Origin of the sequence: Lacipirellula sp. (assembly GCF_965279485.1) — a bacterium.
GTDB lineage: Bacteria > Planctomycetota > Planctomycetia > Pirellulales > Lacipirellulaceae > Lacipirellula.
Genome location: NZ_CBDIIC010000002.1, coordinates 4,843,008 through 4,858,694, shown reverse-complemented (window position 1 = coordinate 4,858,694; position 15,687 = coordinate 4,843,008). Strand labels below are relative to the sequence as shown.

At 62.2% G+C, this 15,687-nt stretch carries 14 protein-coding genes and 2 tRNA genes; 5 read left to right on the top strand and 11 right to left on the bottom strand.

All coding sequences use genetic code 11. The features are described 5' to 3' along the window. Positions 1-38: 38 nt before the first annotated feature. Together ACQY7R_RS26960 and ACQY7R_RS26955 are read right to left on the bottom strand one after the other, a co-directional pair. Positions 39-1,064 carry a ParB/RepB/Spo0J family partition protein gene (locus ACQY7R_RS26960; protein ID WP_428308636.1) on the bottom strand — a complete coding sequence of 342 codons (1,026 nt, stop codon included), beginning with the start codon at positions 1,062-1,064 and terminating at the stop codon, positions 39-41. Continuing rightward, a complete protein-coding gene (locus tag ACQY7R_RS26955) occupies positions 1,057-1,803 on the bottom strand; it encodes a ParA family protein (RefSeq protein ID WP_152097843.1) in 747 nt (248 codons plus the stop codon). The genes ACQY7R_RS26960 and ACQY7R_RS26955 overlap by 8 nt, the downstream gene beginning before the upstream one ends. A 312-nt stretch (positions 1,804-2,115) precedes the next feature. Here ACQY7R_RS26955 and ACQY7R_RS26950 point away from each other — a divergent pair, with 312 nt between their 5' ends. After that, positions 2,116-2,865 (top strand): hypothetical protein, encoded by a 750-nt coding sequence (locus ACQY7R_RS26950; RefSeq protein WP_428308635.1) that lies wholly within the window; start codon positions 2,116-2,118, stop codon positions 2,863-2,865. 212 nt (positions 2,866-3,077) lie between these two features. Here the strand turns inward: ACQY7R_RS26950 and ACQY7R_RS26945 are convergent, their stop codons facing one another. The 7 genes from ACQY7R_RS26945 to ACQY7R_RS26915 form a co-directional block, all read right to left on the bottom strand. Continuing rightward, positions 3,078-4,439: a DUF1015 domain-containing protein gene (locus ACQY7R_RS26945; RefSeq protein ID WP_428308634.1), complete on the bottom strand. Its 1,362-nt coding sequence runs from the start codon at positions 4,437-4,439 to the stop codon at positions 3,078-3,080. An 80-nt stretch (positions 4,440-4,519) separates the two neighbouring features. After that, complete coding sequence (locus tag ACQY7R_RS26940; protein WP_428308633.1) at positions 4,520-4,837, bottom strand: hypothetical protein; 318 nt, start codon at positions 4,835-4,837, stop codon at positions 4,520-4,522. 48 nt (positions 4,838-4,885) lie between these two features. Beyond that, positions 4,886-5,506, bottom strand: a complete 621-nt coding sequence (locus ACQY7R_RS26935) for a hypothetical protein (RefSeq protein WP_428308632.1) — start codon at positions 5,504-5,506, stop codon at positions 4,886-4,888. A gap of 275 nt (positions 5,507-5,781) precedes the next feature. Continuing rightward, complete coding sequence (locus tag ACQY7R_RS26930) at positions 5,782-7,473, bottom strand: DUF7453 family protein (RefSeq protein ID WP_428308631.1); 1,692 nt, start codon at positions 7,471-7,473, stop codon at positions 5,782-5,784. 18 nt (positions 7,474-7,491) lie between these two features. After that, a tRNA-Ile gene (locus ACQY7R_RS26925) sits at positions 7,492-7,564 on the bottom strand. Positions 7,565-7,624: 60 nt separating this feature from the next. Further along, on the bottom strand, positions 7,625-8,983 hold the full coding sequence (gene ahcY / locus ACQY7R_RS26920; RefSeq protein ID WP_428308630.1) for an adenosylhomocysteinase: 1,359 nt from the start codon (positions 8,981-8,983) through the stop codon (positions 7,625-7,627). A gap of 291 nt (positions 8,984-9,274) precedes the next feature. Beyond that, on the bottom strand, positions 9,275-10,036 hold the full coding sequence (locus ACQY7R_RS26915; protein ID WP_428308629.1) for a phosphoribosylanthranilate isomerase: 762 nt from the start codon (positions 10,034-10,036) through the stop codon (positions 9,275-9,277). A 316-nt stretch (positions 10,037-10,352) separates the two neighbouring features. On the opposite strand from ACQY7R_RS26915, the gene ACQY7R_RS26910 reads away from it, so the two are divergent. Beyond that, the gene (locus tag ACQY7R_RS26910) at positions 10,353-11,939 is read left to right on the top strand and encodes an ExeA family protein (RefSeq protein WP_428308628.1); all 1,587 of its coding nucleotides are present in this window, start codon (positions 10,353-10,355) and stop codon (positions 11,937-11,939) included. Positions 11,940-11,945: 6 nt separating this feature from the next. Here the strand turns inward: ACQY7R_RS26910 and ACQY7R_RS26905 are convergent, their stop codons facing one another. Further along, complete coding sequence (locus ACQY7R_RS26905) at positions 11,946-12,884, bottom strand: hypothetical protein (RefSeq protein WP_428308627.1); 939 nt, start codon at positions 12,882-12,884, stop codon at positions 11,946-11,948. A 229-nt stretch (positions 12,885-13,113) separates the two neighbouring features. On the opposite strand from ACQY7R_RS26905, the gene ACQY7R_RS26900 reads away from it, so the two are divergent. The 3 genes from ACQY7R_RS26900 to ACQY7R_RS26890 all read left to right on the top strand — a co-directional run bounded on the left by ACQY7R_RS26900 (position 13,114) and on the right by ACQY7R_RS26890 (position 14,875). Further along, a tRNA-Ile gene (locus tag ACQY7R_RS26900) sits at positions 13,114-13,186 on the top strand. A 122-nt stretch (positions 13,187-13,308) separates the two neighbouring features. Next, the gene (locus tag ACQY7R_RS26895) at positions 13,309-13,722 is read left to right on the top strand and encodes a hypothetical protein (RefSeq protein ID WP_428308626.1); all 414 of its coding nucleotides are present in this window, start codon (positions 13,309-13,311) and stop codon (positions 13,720-13,722) included. Between the two features lie 133 nt (positions 13,723-13,855). Further along, positions 13,856-14,875 carry a matrixin family metalloprotease gene (locus ACQY7R_RS26890; protein ID WP_428308625.1) on the top strand — a complete coding sequence of 340 codons (1,020 nt, stop codon included), beginning with the start codon at positions 13,856-13,858 and terminating at the stop codon, positions 14,873-14,875. A gap of 168 nt (positions 14,876-15,043) precedes the next feature. On the opposite strand, the gene ACQY7R_RS26885 is transcribed toward ACQY7R_RS26890, so the two are convergent. Continuing rightward, positions 15,044-15,406, bottom strand: coding sequence for a hypothetical protein (locus ACQY7R_RS26885; RefSeq protein WP_428308624.1), 363 nt, complete (start codon positions 15,404-15,406; stop codon positions 15,044-15,046). Positions 15,407-15,687 lie beyond the last annotated feature (281 nt).

Below are 15,687 nucleotides of genomic sequence, written 5' to 3'. Positions count from 1 at the left end.
TTCTGATTTTGGGGAAATCGTCGAACTCCAGCCGGCGTCTAGAACGTGCCGGTCTGCTGCGGCGCCGACTGCTGGCTCAGGCCTGCCCGCAAGCGGTCGAACTCTTCGTGGCTGGCGAAGTGAATCGTGAACTTGCCGCGGCCCTTGGCCGACTGCTTGATCTCGACCTTCGTTCCCAGCGACAGCGACAGTTGCTCTTCCATCTCGCGGATGTGCTGCCCCGGTTGCAGCGGCGAGGGGCGGCTGTTGCCTTCGGCGTCGACAATCGACAGCGGCTCGCCGTCGGTGCGACGGATGTGCTCTGAGACCGCTTGCTCGACGGCGCGAACCGACAGCGATTCCTTCTGGATGCGGCGAGCAAATTCCATCTGCTCGTGCTCATCGCCCAGCGGCAACAAGGCGCGGGCATGGCCGGCGGTCAGGTCGCCGCGGGTGATCATCCCCTTCAGCTCTTCCGGCAGTTCCAGCAAGCGAAGCAAGTTGGCGACGGTTGAGCGATCGATGCTCACGCGAGTGGCGACTTCTTCCTGCGTGCAGCCGTACTGATCCATGTACCGCTTGAACGACGCGGCCTTTTCGATCGGGTTCAGGTCTTTGCGCTGAACGTTCTCAACCAGGGCCAGCTCGGCCATCTGCTGATCGGTGACGTCGCGGATCTGCACCGGCACCCGTTCCCAGCCAGCCATCTGCGCGGCCCGCAAACGTCGCTCGCCAGCGATCAGTTGAAAGCGTCCCTCGAACGGACGGACGACGATCGGCTGCAGAAAGCCGTGGGTGCGGATGCTATCACACAGGTCCGCGATCTCGGCTTCATCGAAGCTCGTCCGCGGCTGATAAGGATTGCGATCGATCGTAACGAGCCCGAGCCACTGCTGGCCGTCGGCCGAGCGGGTGACGTTCTCGTCGGTGCTAGCACTCGACTGATAGCTGTTTTGGTTGAACGATTGTTGACCATCTTCTGATTCGTAGAGCTGGACTTCCGACTGGTCGTCCTGCGATTGAGCTTCGAAGCTGCGGCCTAGCAGCGCTTCCAACCCCCGGCCCAAACGACGTTCCTTAGACACGCTCCAATACCTCCTGGCAGAGTTCCACGTAGGCGCGAGCCCCCCGCGAACGCGGGGCGTAGTCGATGACCGACCGTCCGTGGCTCGGGGCCTCGGACACCGCAGCATCTCGTGGAATCACGGTTGAAAAGACGATTCCCCCGAAGAAATCCCGCACCTCGCGATCGACCTCGGCAGTAAGCTCCAAAGTCGCGTCGTACATGGTGAGGAGAATTCCCCCGAATTCTAATCGGCTGTTCGACCGCCCCATCACTTGTTTGATTACCTCAATCATTTGCGTGAGCCCCTCCATCGCGAAATACTCGCACTGAATGGGCATGAGCACTTCGCTAGCACTGGCGAGCGCGGTGCGAGTAAGGGCGCCGACCGAGGGGGGGCAATCGATCAGCACCGAATCGAATGAGCCGAGGCTGCCCGACAAGTGGGTTGCTAGCATCAGCGAGCGGGAGTCGGACGAGTTCGCCAAGGCGTCGACGTCTTCAAAGCTGCGGGCGCCTGGCAGCAGCGAGAGGTTCGGCAGGTAGGTCTCGCGGAACGATTCGCGGAGCGGGCGGGAGTCGACCAGGGCGTGGCGAGCGTCCGGAATCAGCCCCAGGCCGGTGGTGGCGTTGCACTGCGGGTCGAGGTCGACGAGCAGCGTGCGGTCGCCCGACATCGCGATCGCGCACGCTAGGTTGAGGGCGGTCGTCGTTTTGCCGACGCCCCCCTTCTGGTTCGCGATGCAGATAACGCGGGGCATGGGGGAGGGTTCAGGCGTCGGGGTTCAGGGTTCAGGACGAGGGAGGCGCGCCGCGAGCTAGGCGCAGCGCCATCCCCAGCGGGAGGAGCCAGGGCGTAGCATCCCCAGCGAGCCGCGGGGTTCATCCCCTCGGTCCGCAGCGCAATCCCGCACAATTCCACGATTTTGCCGGCAGGATTGTAGGAGCGACAACGGTCGCCGCAACGGCAGTTAATCGTCGCCGGGAATTGCGGTATAGGGTGATAGCAGAGGGCACAAGCGACCCTGCCGTGCAGTCCGCATGTAGCAGCCGTTCAATTAGGAACCGCTCGAATGAGTAAGTTCGACTCCCCAACCGCTGCCGAGATTGTGCCCCCGACTGCTTGCGAACAGAGCGGCGACTGTCGCTCAGAGCAACCTAATCCGATCGATGCCGCCTTCGGCGTCGGCAACTATTGGGTCAATACGATACTCGGTGTGTCGGCGGCCGGCGCGGTTTATGGACTGCCCTTCTTCTTGGTAGGCGCCATTTTCGGGTTTGTTATTGCGGGGCTCTATTCGGTGGCACTCGTCATTCCCTTTGCACTGGCCGTCCGCGCGGTCTGCGGAACTTGGCGGCATCCCCTGGCGGCGCCCTGCTTCGGCGGGCTGGTGGGCTTCGTCTCGTTCGCTGCGGGGGAGCGTATCACCATCGATCATCCCGCCGATTGGCTCGGCTTCATCCTGGGGCCGCTATTCACCTCCTTCGTGGGGCAGGCGGGTGCGTATATCGCCACCCGTGGCGAGCTGATCGAAATGATCTTGGACCGGCGGCGCCGTCCCGCGGCCTCTTGGCGATTCTCGATCAGGTCGTTGCTCATCGGCACGGCGAGCTTGGCGATCACGCTCACGCTGCTGCAGTGGCGACGACCACTAGATCTTAGCGACCTAACCTTCGTCGCGATTTGGCTCCCCTACCAGGCGGGGACGCTCTGCCTGTTCGCGAGGTGGGGAGAACGAGCGGCGGAGGGGATAGCACAGACCCGAGCCGTTTCACGTGAAACGGGCGGCTACGCGATTTTGGCTGGCGAAGCTCGGAGGTAAGCGGCGGCGCGTTTCACGTGAAACATTGGCGATGCAGCGGGTTCTCCGCATCGGGGGATGTTTCACGTGAAACGTGACAGTGACGCCTCGCGCATCGTCAGTCGTTAGCGAGCCGGGGCGTCTCGCCCCCCCGGCGTCCGGTCAAGAGACTACCTACCTGACAGCGTCGCACGAATGCGCCGGGGGCGAGGACGCCCCGGCTCGCTTGGAGATTACTCGAGCGGGTTGATCACCAGCCCGCTCAGCAGCTTCGGGAAGAAAAACGTGCTCTTCGCCGGCATCCGCTCGCCGGCGTTCGAGATCGCCTGGATGTCCTCGACCGTCGCCGGCATCACCAGGGCGGCCAGTTCAAACCGCCCGCCGCTTCCCTCCTGGCCGGTCAGATCGCGCCCCGCGGCGTCCCCCTCGCGGAGCCCCACCGGGACTTCATCCAGCGTCCGCACATACTTCGGCGCCGGCAGCGCGGTCGCCTGCAGCAGGTCGTCGACCAGCAGCCGGTGCAAAATACTCACGCCCAGCCCCTGCCATTCCTCGCAGTGGTCGGCGGCAATCTCCGCCATTCGCGCCCGCCCCGCGTCGGTAATCCGGGCCAAAGTCCACTGATCGTCCTCGGCCGTGTAGAGCCCGAGCGTCCCCTGGTCCCCCTCGAGTTCGATCTCCTCCCACAGGCCGATCGCCCGATCGGGACCGTCGCCGGCCGGTTCCGTCTCGAACGCCTCGCCCAGCTTTGCCTTGAGCTGCTCGGCCGTCATCGCCGGCAGGCCGCGGAACAGGCGGTGCGTCGGCAGGACGAGCATCCCCTCGTCGCTCATCGAGACGCACATCATCAGCACGAAATTGGCGGGGTGCTCGGAGGGCAACTCTTCGCCGCGGGCTTGGAACTCCGCCGCCAGGTCGTCGCGCAGATTGAGGGCCGTTTCATAACGGTGATGCCCGTCGGCAATGTACGCCGGCTTGCCTGCTAGCACCGCGGAGACTTGGTTGATTACCGAGATGTCGGTCACCGGCCAAACGCGGTGGATCGTGCCGAGGTGGTCAGTCGCGACGAGCGGCGTCTGCCCGATGATCGCGACCTCGAGGATGTTCTGAGCTTCGTTGTCGGCGTCGGGATAGAGGCCGAAGATCTGGCTGAGGTTAGCGCGGCACATTTTCCAAAGCTTAAAACGATCGGCCTTGGCGCCGCCGTGCGTCTCTTCGTGGGGGTGGATGTTCCCCTCGCCGAACCGCTCCAGCCGCGTGCGGCACATGAAGCCGCGGCGGATGAAAGTTTGGCCGCGCTCGACAAACTCCTGATGGTAGACGTAGATCGCCGGGTCGCCCTCGGTGAAGAGCACCCCCTCGCGGAGCCAGTTGCGGAGAAACCGCGCCGCACGGGTGTAGCGGTTGCCAAGATCGTCGTCGCCTGGCTCGTCGCGGTTGAGGATCAGCCGCACGACGTTGGCGGGGTGCTTCTTGTAGAGCTCGTCCTGCAGCGCGGGATCGATGACGTCGTACGGCGGGGCGATCACATCCGAAAGCGAACCGACGTGGCCGAGGTCGTAGCGGATGCCGCGGAAGGCGGAGATGGCGGGCATGGGGTCTTCTGCAGGGGGCGAACGGACGGAGGGGAATCCGTCCAGTTTACGCCGCCGGGGAGCGATGCGGAACCAGCGTGCTATTTGCCCTGGAGCCAAATCACGCCGCTGACGAGCGTCCCGGCGATCAGCCCCAGGGTCAGCATCGGGAGGAACACCTCCCGCGCGTCGGCCCAGATGAGGTAGTCGCCGAACTGGATGTAGATCGCAAGGTAAACCATCGCGATGGCAGGGCCGGTGAGGAACGCGATCAGCGGCATGCCCACAAAAGGGCGTGATTGCCCAGCGTGCCGCAACGCCATCAACCGCCAGACGATCGCCGCACCGACCAGCAAGAGTACGACAAGAGCGACCGGCAGCAGACTCCCCGGTGCGTTGGCCAGCATGAGGAACGTCATCCGATTCGAAACCTCCGCCAACCTGCACCATGCCGACAACCGAACAGCTTACTCGCTCTCGCCCGTCAGCCCAGCCCAGGTAATGCCCACGCCAATCGCCACCAGGAAAAACCCGCCCCGAGGAATGCGCTCGCCGGAGTTGAACTTCGAGACCAGCACGATGACTCCCAAGACGGCGATCGGCGGCCCCATGAGCAGCTTGCGAGCACGGGAGTGCCATATCCGCATCACAATGTTTTGCTGCGGAGCCTGAACGGGGGCAGGCGTCTTTGGGCGGAACGCACTCGCCGGCCGCGGCGCCACCTCGACCGGTTCCAGCTCTAGATCAGCGAGCGGCTTGTCGACGTCGTCCCAAAAACTGTCGTCCTGCTTCGGCTTGGGCTTCGGCGCTTCCACGCGAGTCGGCGTTGCGACGGCGGTAACCGGTTTGGGGGCGGCGGGTTTAGCGGGGGTGGCGACGCGCGCAACAGGGGCCACAGCTCGAGCGGCAGGTTGCGGCGCCGCTGGCCTGGCGGCCGACGCAGTCGCCACGGCAGGCTTCGGCTTTACCTCGGCAGGTGCGCCGCCGACGCGGAACTTCTTCCCGCATTTGCAATTCGCCACCTGCCCCGCGGCAGTCGCGGGGAGGTTGTATTTCTTCTCACAGCCAGGGCAAGTCACCGACGGCATGGCGGGCACTCCAGAAACAGGAAGCCATCCTCCGTGAACGAAACTCCAGGGCCTCGGTTCTCTGTTCACGGCGCCGACAACGGTTCGCTTCACCGACAAAGCGGATCGTGAGAGCGAGCTTCGATCCTACGCTGGGGATCTGGCGGTCTCAATAGAAGTTAGCCGGATTTCCTAGCTGGGTCGGAAGGGGCTCCAGTAGGACGAGTTGGGGCGTTCCCACCAATCCAATAATCGCCACCGGCAATCAAGATGAGCAAGCGACAGGCCCTTGAAGCTCAACCTGCCGAGCGGCAGGTTGAGCGTGGCCGCATGGCACTGCGATTCCGAAGAAGCATTGCGGCGCAAGAACTCGTTGCGATCAGGCACATTGAGTTGGGTTCAGGAATGGCGCCGGCATTTGAGACGAATACCCCGCGAGAGCCGTCTACAAACTCGGCAATGAACACCACTTGTCCCTGATCGTTAAAGCTATTTTGAAATTGCGAATTCGTGAAAAAGCTCGCAATCTCGCGATGATCGATGCCTGGCCCGTCGTCAACGTCGATGGACATTCCGGGCATCGCTACCAGTTGCAGACCCCCGTTTCGGTCTTCAACCCATAGACTCAGCCCATTCTGGAGCGTGAGGCCGGGGCCTTGCAATTGAGCCAAGAATGCCACCTGCCCCACGTCGTTAATCGCATACTCAGTCAGATCCGTCCACGAAGTGATGAAACTTGAGAACGTGATTTCGTCAGACAGTCCTGGAGCCTGCTGTCCAACTTCTGCAACTGTCACTAGTTCGCCCGACGAGTCCTGTTTCCAAAGCGATTCGGAACGGGCGCCCAACGCACGACCAGTCGTCGGATCAAGTTCACCTTCGGTAGTCCAAGCGATGAATGCCGCCAGTCCACGGCTATTCACTTTAGGATCCAAGAAGGTTTCAAATCGTTTCGAATGGGAACCCGGGACGAACTGATTTTGGCGGGTCGCGCATGCAACTGATTCCATACTTGTCCCGCTCCAGATCCCCCATCGATTCGCTTCGTTGATCCCGTCGCCAGTCACTTGAGCGAGATATCCGAGTCCCCCCCTCGAGCCGATTTCGAACTTCTGGTAGTGCGGAATTTCAAAGACAACCCCATCGCCAGCGCCCGGAGCAGGGTCGCCGTCGCGAGTCGCTGTAAATCCAGTGGCAGGCTGATGCCGCAAAATCCCGTATCGGCCCCCTGCTAGCTGCGCGACAAAGTAAGTTTCGTCGACGTCGTTTAGCATGGGATAGCGAATTGTGTAACCGAAATGTTCACCCGGCCCCAACCCATCGGCCAGCTGTCCAGTTTGTGCAAGTAAATCAAGCGACTGGTTCTCAGTTGTGCTCCAAATCCCGTTGCGACTTGCGCCTCCGCGGACGCTTGCGTAAAACGCAAAATTGCCGGCGTCGTTAAGTGCGATGGCGCTAAAATCGTCGAATTGCCCCCCTCCGGGCGCAGGCGCAAACGATCTCGTAATCTCCTTCAAGCCATCTTGTGGCGAGGCAATCCAAAGCGCACTGATGGCGTTTGAAGGCACCGGCGGGTCGCGATAGCCCATTTCTGCGGTGAAAATGATCTGGCCGACGCCGTTTCCAATCAAATTAGCAGGCCGCTCGAGAAATGAGTTCGGATTGGGCGCGAGCTCAGAATCCTGAACCGCAACCAACGCCAAAGCGTCTACATTTGTCTCTTGGTGAATAGCGAACGCAGCAAGTCGTCCGTTCTGGACGACGCTCATGAAATACGCTCTGCCAACGCTATCGATGCCTGGCCAATCGAAATTGTCTACAACTGTCCCGGCAGGCAAACCTGGCGAGGCCTGCCCTGTCACGGCGACCGTGCGAATTAAATCATTGGAGGAAGCCGCGGAAGCGCAATTCCCCCACTGAGAAGCGACGAGACACGCCGCCAAGAGGTTGATGCTCAATCTCCATGAGATCATTAGCAAGTAATCCATTCCTTGCGCATCGTGCAGTGCTCCCGGCTGGAATTGAACCAGCGACGCACGGCTTATAAGGCCGTCGCTCTCACCACTGAGCTACGGGAGCAGGGGTAAACCTGCTCCCGCATATGCTCAGGAATTGGCGATAGCTCTTCGGCATGTCGGCTTAGTACCGGTAGTACTCAGGCTTGTACGGGCCTTCAACCGGAATGCCGAGGTACTCGGCTTGCTTCGCGGTCAGCTTCGTCAGCTGTACGCCGAGCTTGCCGAGGTGGAGGCGAGCGACTTCCTCGTCGAGCTTCTTCGGCAGCACGTGGACGCCCAGCGGGTAGTCCTTCGTGTGTTGCCACAAAGCGAGCTGGGCCAGCACCTGGTTGGTGAAGCTCGCACTCATCACGAACGACGGGTGGCCGGTGGCGCAACCGAGGTTCACGAGGCGGCCTTCGGCCAGGATGATGATCGAGCGACCGGTGTTCTTCAGCGTGTACTTATCGACGGCGCCGACGTCGGCCGGCTTGATCCGTTCCTTCGTACCGCGGCCAGCCTTCACTTCGCCGTTGAGCCAGGCCATGTCGATCTCGAGATCGAAGTGGCCAATGTTGCACACGATGGCGTCGTTCTTCATCTTCGCCATGTGCTCGCCGGTGATGATGTCACGGCAGCCGGTGGTCGTCACGAAGATGTCGCCTTGCGGGGCGGCCTCTTCCATGGTGACGACTTGGTACCCTTCCATCGCCGCCTGGAGCGCGATGATCGGATCGATTTCAGTGATCAGCACGCGGGCGCCGAGGCCGCGGAGCGATTGAGCCGAGCCCTTGCCGACGTCGCCATAGCCGGCGACGACGCAGATCTTGCCGGCGACCATCACGTCGGTCGCCCGCTTGATACCGTCGGCCAGCGACTCGCGGCAACCGTACAAGTTGTCGAACTTGCTCTTCGTGCACGAATCGTTGACGTTGATCGCGGGAACCTTCAGCTCGCCGCGCTCATGCATCTGGTAGAGGCGATGGACGCCCGTGGTCGTCTCTTCGCTCAGGCCGCGGATCTCGCCGAGCATCTCGGGGAAGCGGTTGTGAACCATGGCGGTGAGGTCGCCGCCGTCGTCGAGGATCAGGTTCATCGGCTTGCCGCTGGGGAAGAACAGCGTCTGCTCGATGCACCAATCGAACTCTTCTTCGGTCATCCCCTTCCAGGCGTAGACGGCGAAGCCAGCCTTCGCGATCGCACAGGCGGCGTGGTCCTGGGTGCTGAAAATATTGCAGCTCGACCAGGTGACCTCGGCGCCCAGCTCGGCCAGCGTCTCGATGAGGACGGCCGTCTGGATCGTCATGTGGAGGCAACCGGCAATGCGGGCGCCGGCAAGCGGCTTCGACTTGCCGTACTTTTCGCGCAGAGCCATCAGGCCCGGCATTTCGTTCTGAGCGAGTTCGATCTCTTGGCGGCCCCACTTGGCAAGCTTTTCAAACTGCTCAGGGGAACAATCCAGCACCTTGTACGACAGACGTTCGGCGGCAACCTGGGACACGATGAACTCACTCCTGTGAAAGTCTCTAGTGGCCGTCGGCAACGGGCGGACGGCTCAGCATGGCGGGCGTGAACATTAGTTCACTGTCGCCGCCATTCCAGGGCGGCGAGGCGTGACGACATATAGGTATAGAGTCTACCGGCGAGATCGGCCGGCGACTAGCGTCTGGCAGAGGGGCGCGAGAAGGGGGCGGCAACGATTTGTCACTCGCGGCTATCCGTAGCAGCCAAGCGCCCAGTAGTGGGGACGCCCTTCGTTGAAAGCATTCCCCAAAACGCGCAGATTGAGATCTTAGAAAGCGGCCCGAGCGGCAGCGACAAAATCGCGAACCTTCGCGTGGTCCTTCTTCCCTGGAGCCGACTCGACTCCACTAGCAACGTCGACCCCGAAGGGCCGCACGGTGCGGATCGCCTCGGCGACATTGTCAGGGCGTAATCCGCCAGCAAGAATCAGCGGCGTCAAACCGAGCCAACGCGTGTAGTCGATCAATCCAACCCAAGAAACCGTTTCGCCAGTGCCGCCGTAACGACCGGGCGTCGCCGCATCGACTAAAACCGCGCCAGGTAAGCCGCCAGCGCGAACGCAGTCGTCGAGGTCGGCCCGAATGGCGCCGACGCCGCGTTCATCCATGCGTCGAGCACGAATCACCGAGGAAGGGAGGGAGAACAACTCGGTCGGAATTTTACCCTCCAAACGACTCTGCTCTTCAGCACTGAACTTGCTAATGACCTTCTGCCTGCCTGGGAACGCCGGCGCCCGCATCCGTTTCGCCATGTCTGCGACTTGCCGGGGCGTTTCGTCGCCGTGCAACTGCACGCCGTCGAGTCCAACGTCAGCCGTTAGCTGTTCAATCTCGGAATTCTGCAGGTTGACGAAGACCCCCCAAGCCTTGGCCCGTCCCAAAACGGCTTCCACGATGCGCTTCGCCGTAACGGGCGAAACGCACCGCGAGCTCTTCTCGTAAAAATTCAGCCCGAGCGCATCGGCGCCAGCATCGACCGCGGCGATGGCGTCTTCCACGTTCGTGATGCCGCAGACCTTGATGCGAAACATTGGGCTCGTCAGTTGTCAGTAGTCCGTCGTCAGTTGAGCGCGAGCGCTACTCTGTTATTGAATTGTTCAATGAGCAACACGACGCTGCTATCACTCGCCCCCGCGGACTCCACCTTGTTTCAGCAGCCGCTACGATCCGCCGAATCTTCCTAGCAGGCAAACTTCCGCTATCACTTGAAGCCAGCTTACTCCGGGCGCCGATCCAATGCCACGGAAGGTTAACTTCACAGGATGGACCGTCGCCGACGCCGGCCGGTTCGAGATCGCTCGCCCCGATCTCGCCCGCCGCGAAGCGACGTAGCGATAGGATGCACGGATGACTCAGCAATCGACCAACGGTGAGCGGCGCCCTTTTCTCTCGGCGCCCAACCCCAAACGTTACTTCGCCGCCGCCGCCATCGAGGAGGCCCGGCAGCGAATTGTACGCGCCATCGCGCGGAACGAGGGGCCTGCCATTTTGGTCGGCGGCGCGGGAACCGGCAAATCGCTCCTGTTGGCGGTGCTCGCCGAGCAGTTCGCGCCTCGCGTGGCGGTCGTCACGCTCGCAGGCGCCCAGCTCTGTACCCGGCGCGCCCTGCTGCAGCTCATCCTCTGTGAACTCGGCCTCCCCTATCGCGGCATGGACGAGGGCGAGCTCCGGCTATCGATTCAACAGCACCTCCGCGGGAAAGAGGGCCCGCGACGTTTGGTCCTGCTGGTCGACGAAGCCGACTCCCTGCCCGTCCGCCTGCTGGAAGAGCTGCGCGTGCTGACCAACCTGGCGGCCGAGGGCCTGCCGCTCGTCAGCCTGGTGCTCGCCGGCGGCTCGATGCTGGAAGAGCGGTTCGCAGAACCGGCGCTCGAGAAGTTCAGCCAGCGGATTGCCGCTCGCTGCTACCTCGCGCCGCTCGGCCGCGAAGAAACGCTGCAGTATGTTCGCGCTCAAGTGGCCGCCGTGGGATTGAAGCCGGAACGGCTCTTCTCGGCCGATGCCCTCGAAGCGATCTACGCAGCGACCGACGGCGTGCCGCGGATCATCAACCAGCTCGGCGATCAGTTGGTATGGATGGCGGAAGAGTCGGGCTGTACGCCGCTCGACGGAGCGATCGTCCAGCAAGCCTGGTCGGACCTGCAGCAGTTGCCCGCCCCGTGGAACAGCCACGGCGCTGCGACGGCAGCTTCGCCGCTGGAGAGTTCCGTCATCGAGTTCGGCGAACTCGATGCGATGGGCGATTCGTTCGGCGGCTACGACGACGGCTCCGAGCTAGCAGAGGAAGAGGAACTGGACGACGACATGCCGGCGTCGATTCCGATGGCCTCGGTACGGCAAGCCCGCCAAATCCTGGAAGTCGACCCGCTCGACGTGACGCTCGACGCCGCCGAGATGCTGATCGACAGCTACGACCACTTCCAGGAATTCGGCCGCCTCGAACTCCGCGCCGCCGATCCGCCGCTGTTCCCGGCCGAGGAACCGGAAAAGCCCGCCGCGACGAATCCGTTCGACGAGCCGTTTGAAGAAGAAGAGATCGTCCTCGATCCTTACTCGGCGTTCGAATCGGAACTATTGCGGTCGGCGCCTCACGTGATCAACCGACTCGACCGCGCGTTCGCCAGCGAACTCCACCGCTGCGTCCAAGCCGCGACGAGCAAACCTGCGGCGCCTGCCAAACCGGCCGCAGCCGCTGCTCCGGCCCCGGCGCCGGCTGCCAGCGCGACCGCGGTGCTCGAACGCCTCGAACAGCCCGTGCGGATCCACGAAGCCCGCCCCGCGGCGCCCTCCCCCGCCGCCAAGCCGAAGGCGAGCGAGAGCGACCTGCTGATCGTCGAAGACGACGACGCTTCGACCGCGGCCGTTGTGCAAGGCCGGCAGTTTCGCCGGTTGTTCAGCAACCTCGAATCGGCTTCGAAGTCGCACTTGGCCTAAGTTTGCTCACCGCTCGTACTCAACGAACTCCGCCAGCGGCACTTCGTAAATCCGCCCCGCCGCCTCGGCGCCGATGAGCAGCGTCTCGTCGTCCGCGAAGCAAACCGCTTCGACGTCGTCGTCATTCTCAAACGATAGCCGCTTCACCGGCCCGCTCAGCGGCTTCGCCGGATCGGTCACGTCGAAGAGCCACAGGTCTTCGTACGTGTTGATCACGATCTGCTTGCCCTCCGGCGTCGCATCAGCGCCGGTCGCTTGGCCAAGCACGTCGAAGCTGTCGATCAGCTGCGCCGTTTGCACCTCTTCGTTTGAATCAGGATCGAGCCGATAGAGGTTCGTCCGCGTATCGCTGCGATGCTTTGAGCAGAGGAAGATCTGCCCGCCAATCGTGAAGATCGCCTCGCAGTCGTAGTTAAAGTCATCCTTCGGCGCCGGAAATTCCTTCTGCCCCGGATAGCGGAAGAACAGCTTCTTCACAAACGTGGTCCGCTCCGCCAGCGGCGCTGGTTCGGGAATAACGTACAGCACCAGGTCGCGGCGATCGTTCCGATTGTTTCCCGTATCGGCGACGATCACCCGTCCGCGATCGTCAACGGCGATATCCTCCCAGTCGACATTGATGGCTCCGGCGATCGCGACGCCTGGCGTCTCCGGCTCGCGTTCGCTCTTCGCGACCTTGCCGTTTCGCTGCACGGGGTAAACCCGCGGCTCGTCGCCCGAGTCGTTATGCATCCAATATGTGTCGGGCCAGTTCCGGCTTTTAACGATCCCCGAATGCTCCTTCGCAGGCCCGTCGCCAAGCCGTTTTCCTTTGCCGAGGTCGAACGACTTCGTCGTGGAAGCGTCGTCGGCGCCGTAGCAGATCGAGTCGACGCTGCGAGTCGTGACGCTTACGACAGCGCACGTCAGTCCGAGTACAGCGGGAAAGAGAGTCGACCGAACCATGCATCGTCTCCAGTTGAGAGTCGTCGGGCGGCAAGTTTTCCGCAAGCGTAAACCCATCGCAGTACGCTGCGAGCGATACAGCATGACGCCCCGCCGACCGGCAAACCAGCACCATTTGCGGAACAGCAAGCGGACAAAGGCGTCGCCGGCCTTCACCAGACCTTCACGCCGCCGGGCTGCCGGCGCCATGTTGCCGGCGCCGGCGCAACCGAATAGGCTAAAGGACTTCGGTCCGGTAGCTCAGCGGTTAGAGCAGGGGACTCATAATCCCTTGGTCCTAGGTTCGAATCCTAGCCGGACTATTTTTTCTTTCGCTCCGCCCAACGCTCACTCGGCAAGCGGAGCCGGTTGAGAGCCTCAACGCACGCGCACGCTACACGCCCTCTTCACACGATGCTCACCGAGCTCCCGTAACATCGGGAGCATGCTGAAGCTCAAAGACTCCCCCGCCCCGCGGTACTGGTCCCCTCCCCCGGAGTTCGCCTACCTGGGCGAGATGTCGGACGAAGACTTTACGCTTGGATTCCGCTACCGCGAGATTGCGAGCGGAACGCCCGTCGAGCCAACCCGCCGCGTCGTCGCCGCCGTCTACTACATCGATGTAAGCAATCGCATCGTTCGCGTGCACGATCCGATCTTTAATCGCCCCGGTTACGTCCACCAGTGCTTCGGCGTCGGCCGGCGCTCGAAAACACCGGCTTGGTATGCGGTGCAACTGACGTTCCCTGACGCCAAGATGGCCCTGCGGTCGTGGGTGCAGGGCAAAGACAACCGGCCGGATGGAGATCCGCTGTTTCCCCATGTAGAGGGGCTGCTGCCGACTTCCGCCGAGTACTAGCGAGCTCTTAGCCCAGGCTTCGACGGCGGCGTCCGCTCGGAAATCGGCCGCCGCATCAAACTTTTCCCCTGCTGTGGTAACCTGTGGGCTGCCGACGACTTAGTCTTCCAGTCGACTCCGGTTTATCAGCGTCATGCTTCGCAGCCACACTCTTCGCGCTGTCGCGATCGCCGTGATAGCGTTCGCCGCGCCCGGCGCCTTCGCCTACACGCTTCCCGGCCCCTATCCCTGGGGCAACGAGGGAACCGTCTACTACGAAAAGTGGGGCGACATCTTCACCCCCGGTTCGACCGCCGGCACGCTCACGTGGAGCATCATGCCCGACGGCACGACGATCCACCCGGCGTTCAACGATCCAACGTTCAGCGGCACGAGCAGCCTGAACGCGATCATGACCAACCTTGGCTACAACCAGGCATTGGCGGCGATCGAACGCTGCTTCGGTCGTTGGTCGGCAGCCGCCAATGTCACCTTCGTCCACGTCACCGATTCCGGGGCGCCCTTCTGCGATCCGTCGGCGATGCCCCCCAACACGGGCAACATCCGCCTCGGCACCTTTTGGAATAGCAATCCATACCTCGGCGGCGTCGGCTACGGCGTCTCGCCGTTCGGCAATCCACTCGACGGCGACGTGCTGCTCAACGCGAACAATACCTTCTTCTTCGATAATGGCGCCGAAGGAGAGCTGATCGACGTCTACAACGACTTCGAAAGCTTGCTGATGCACGAAATCGGCCACGCGCTCGGACTCGGCCATTCGGACCAGAGCGCCGTGATGTCGGCCGATCCGCAGTATTTCCAATACGTGAATCGCGAGCTCGATCCCGACGACGTCGCCGGCATCCGGTTTCTCTACGGACCGGCGCTGCAGGCCGATTTTGACCAGAACCACGCCGTCAACGCCGCCGATCTCGCTGTTTGGAAGAACGGCTTCGGCGCCACGAGCGGCGCCACCTCAGCAACGGGCGACGCCAATCGCGATGGTCGCGTCGACGGAGCCGACTTTCTCATTTGGCAAAGAGAAGTTGGCAACTCCGCAGTCGCTCCGGCGACGAGCGTTCCTGAACCATCGGCGTTCATGCTACTTTCAGCCAGCGCCCTGGGCCTGCTGAGAGCGAGCCGCCGAACTCGGCGTTCGTGTCAGGCCGACTGAAAAATGGACAGGATTACAGGATTTCACGGATCTACAGGATAAAATCCGGGGGAATGGACTCGCAGCCCGCGGCTTCAAGCCGAATGAAATTGATCCTGTCGATCCGTTAAATCCTGTAATCCTGTCAATTGACCGTTTGACAGCAGCTTCGCGTCGCCCCAAGACCTGTCAAACGTGCTCAATAAACGTCCCGCATTTCGGGCACTTCGCGAACCACATCGGCACCGACTGGCCGCACTTGCAGCGGATGTGGTGGCGGACGACCGACGAGCCGAGATGACTGCCGCTCGCGCTCGGGTTGTGATCGTCGGAAACCGCATCAAACACCGACGAGTCGGTATTCAGCGGCACGCGTCCCTTTTCTTCACGGCACGCCTGCGTGAACGCCTTCTGCACTTCCGATGTGTTGAGCGCCTCGGGAACTCGGACGACGACTTGACCTTCGCAATAGGGGCAAATCCCCTTCTTGCCAGCGTACTTATCCTTGACGCTGAAATGATGCCCATTGGGGCAGTTGACGGGGATACCCATCGAAGCGTCTCCTCATCAGACAAGTGGAGCTTCGCCATGCCGCAATCTTGCGGGTGACGCCAGTTCGACGCCGACGGCCCACGCCGGCGTCGTGCACTCCTCTTCCGCGTTCCGAGCGAGCGTACTTGCAGCGCCGTTTCCCGTGGGCAAACGGCGTTCATCGATGAGATGTTCTTAAAAGTTGGATCGCTGAGACGCTGCGCAACCTGGAACTAGCATCTCTCGCATCCTCTATTGCTGATTCTTAATCCTGCGCGACGCGCTGTCAAACATTCCCCCCG

What these genes read in the sequence shown, in the direction of transcription:
- ACQY7R_RS26955 (WP_152097843.1), bottom strand. Translation starts at nt 1,803, where the DNA reads ATGCCCCGCGTTATCTGCATCGCGAACCAGAAGGGGGGCGTCGGCAAA.
- ACQY7R_RS26950 (WP_428308635.1), top strand. Translation starts at nt 2,116, where the DNA reads ATGAGTAAGTTCGACTCCCCAACCGCTGCCGAGATTGTGCCCCCGACT.
- ACQY7R_RS26945 (WP_428308634.1), bottom strand. Translation starts at nt 4,439, where the DNA reads ATGCCCGCCATCTCCGCCTTCCGCGGCATCCGCTACGACCTCGGCCAC.
- ACQY7R_RS26940 (WP_428308633.1), bottom strand. Translation starts at nt 4,837, where the DNA reads ATGACGTTCCTCATGCTGGCCAACGCACCGGGGAGTCTGCTGCCGGTC.
- ACQY7R_RS26935 (WP_428308632.1), bottom strand. Translation starts at nt 5,506, where the DNA reads ATGCCGTCGGTGACTTGCCCTGGCTGTGAGAAGAAATACAACCTCCCC.
- ACQY7R_RS26930 (WP_428308631.1), bottom strand. Translation starts at nt 7,473, where the DNA reads ATGGATTACTTGCTAATGATCTCATGGAGATTGAGCATCAACCTCTTG.
- ACQY7R_RS26915 (WP_428308629.1), bottom strand. Translation starts at nt 10,036, where the DNA reads ATGTTTCGCATCAAGGTCTGCGGCATCACGAACGTGGAAGACGCCATC.
- ACQY7R_RS26910 (WP_428308628.1), top strand. Translation starts at nt 10,353, where the DNA reads ATGACTCAGCAATCGACCAACGGTGAGCGGCGCCCTTTTCTCTCGGCG.
- ACQY7R_RS26905 (WP_428308627.1), bottom strand. Translation starts at nt 12,884, where the DNA reads ATGGTTCGGTCGACTCTCTTTCCCGCTGTACTCGGACTGACGTGCGCT.
- ACQY7R_RS26895 (WP_428308626.1), top strand. Translation starts at nt 13,309, where the DNA reads ATGCTGAAGCTCAAAGACTCCCCCGCCCCGCGGTACTGGTCCCCTCCC.
- ACQY7R_RS26890 (WP_428308625.1), top strand. Translation starts at nt 13,856, where the DNA reads ATGCTTCGCAGCCACACTCTTCGCGCTGTCGCGATCGCCGTGATAGCG.
- ACQY7R_RS26885 (WP_428308624.1), bottom strand. Translation starts at nt 15,406, where the DNA reads ATGGGTATCCCCGTCAACTGCCCCAATGGGCATCATTTCAGCGTCAAG.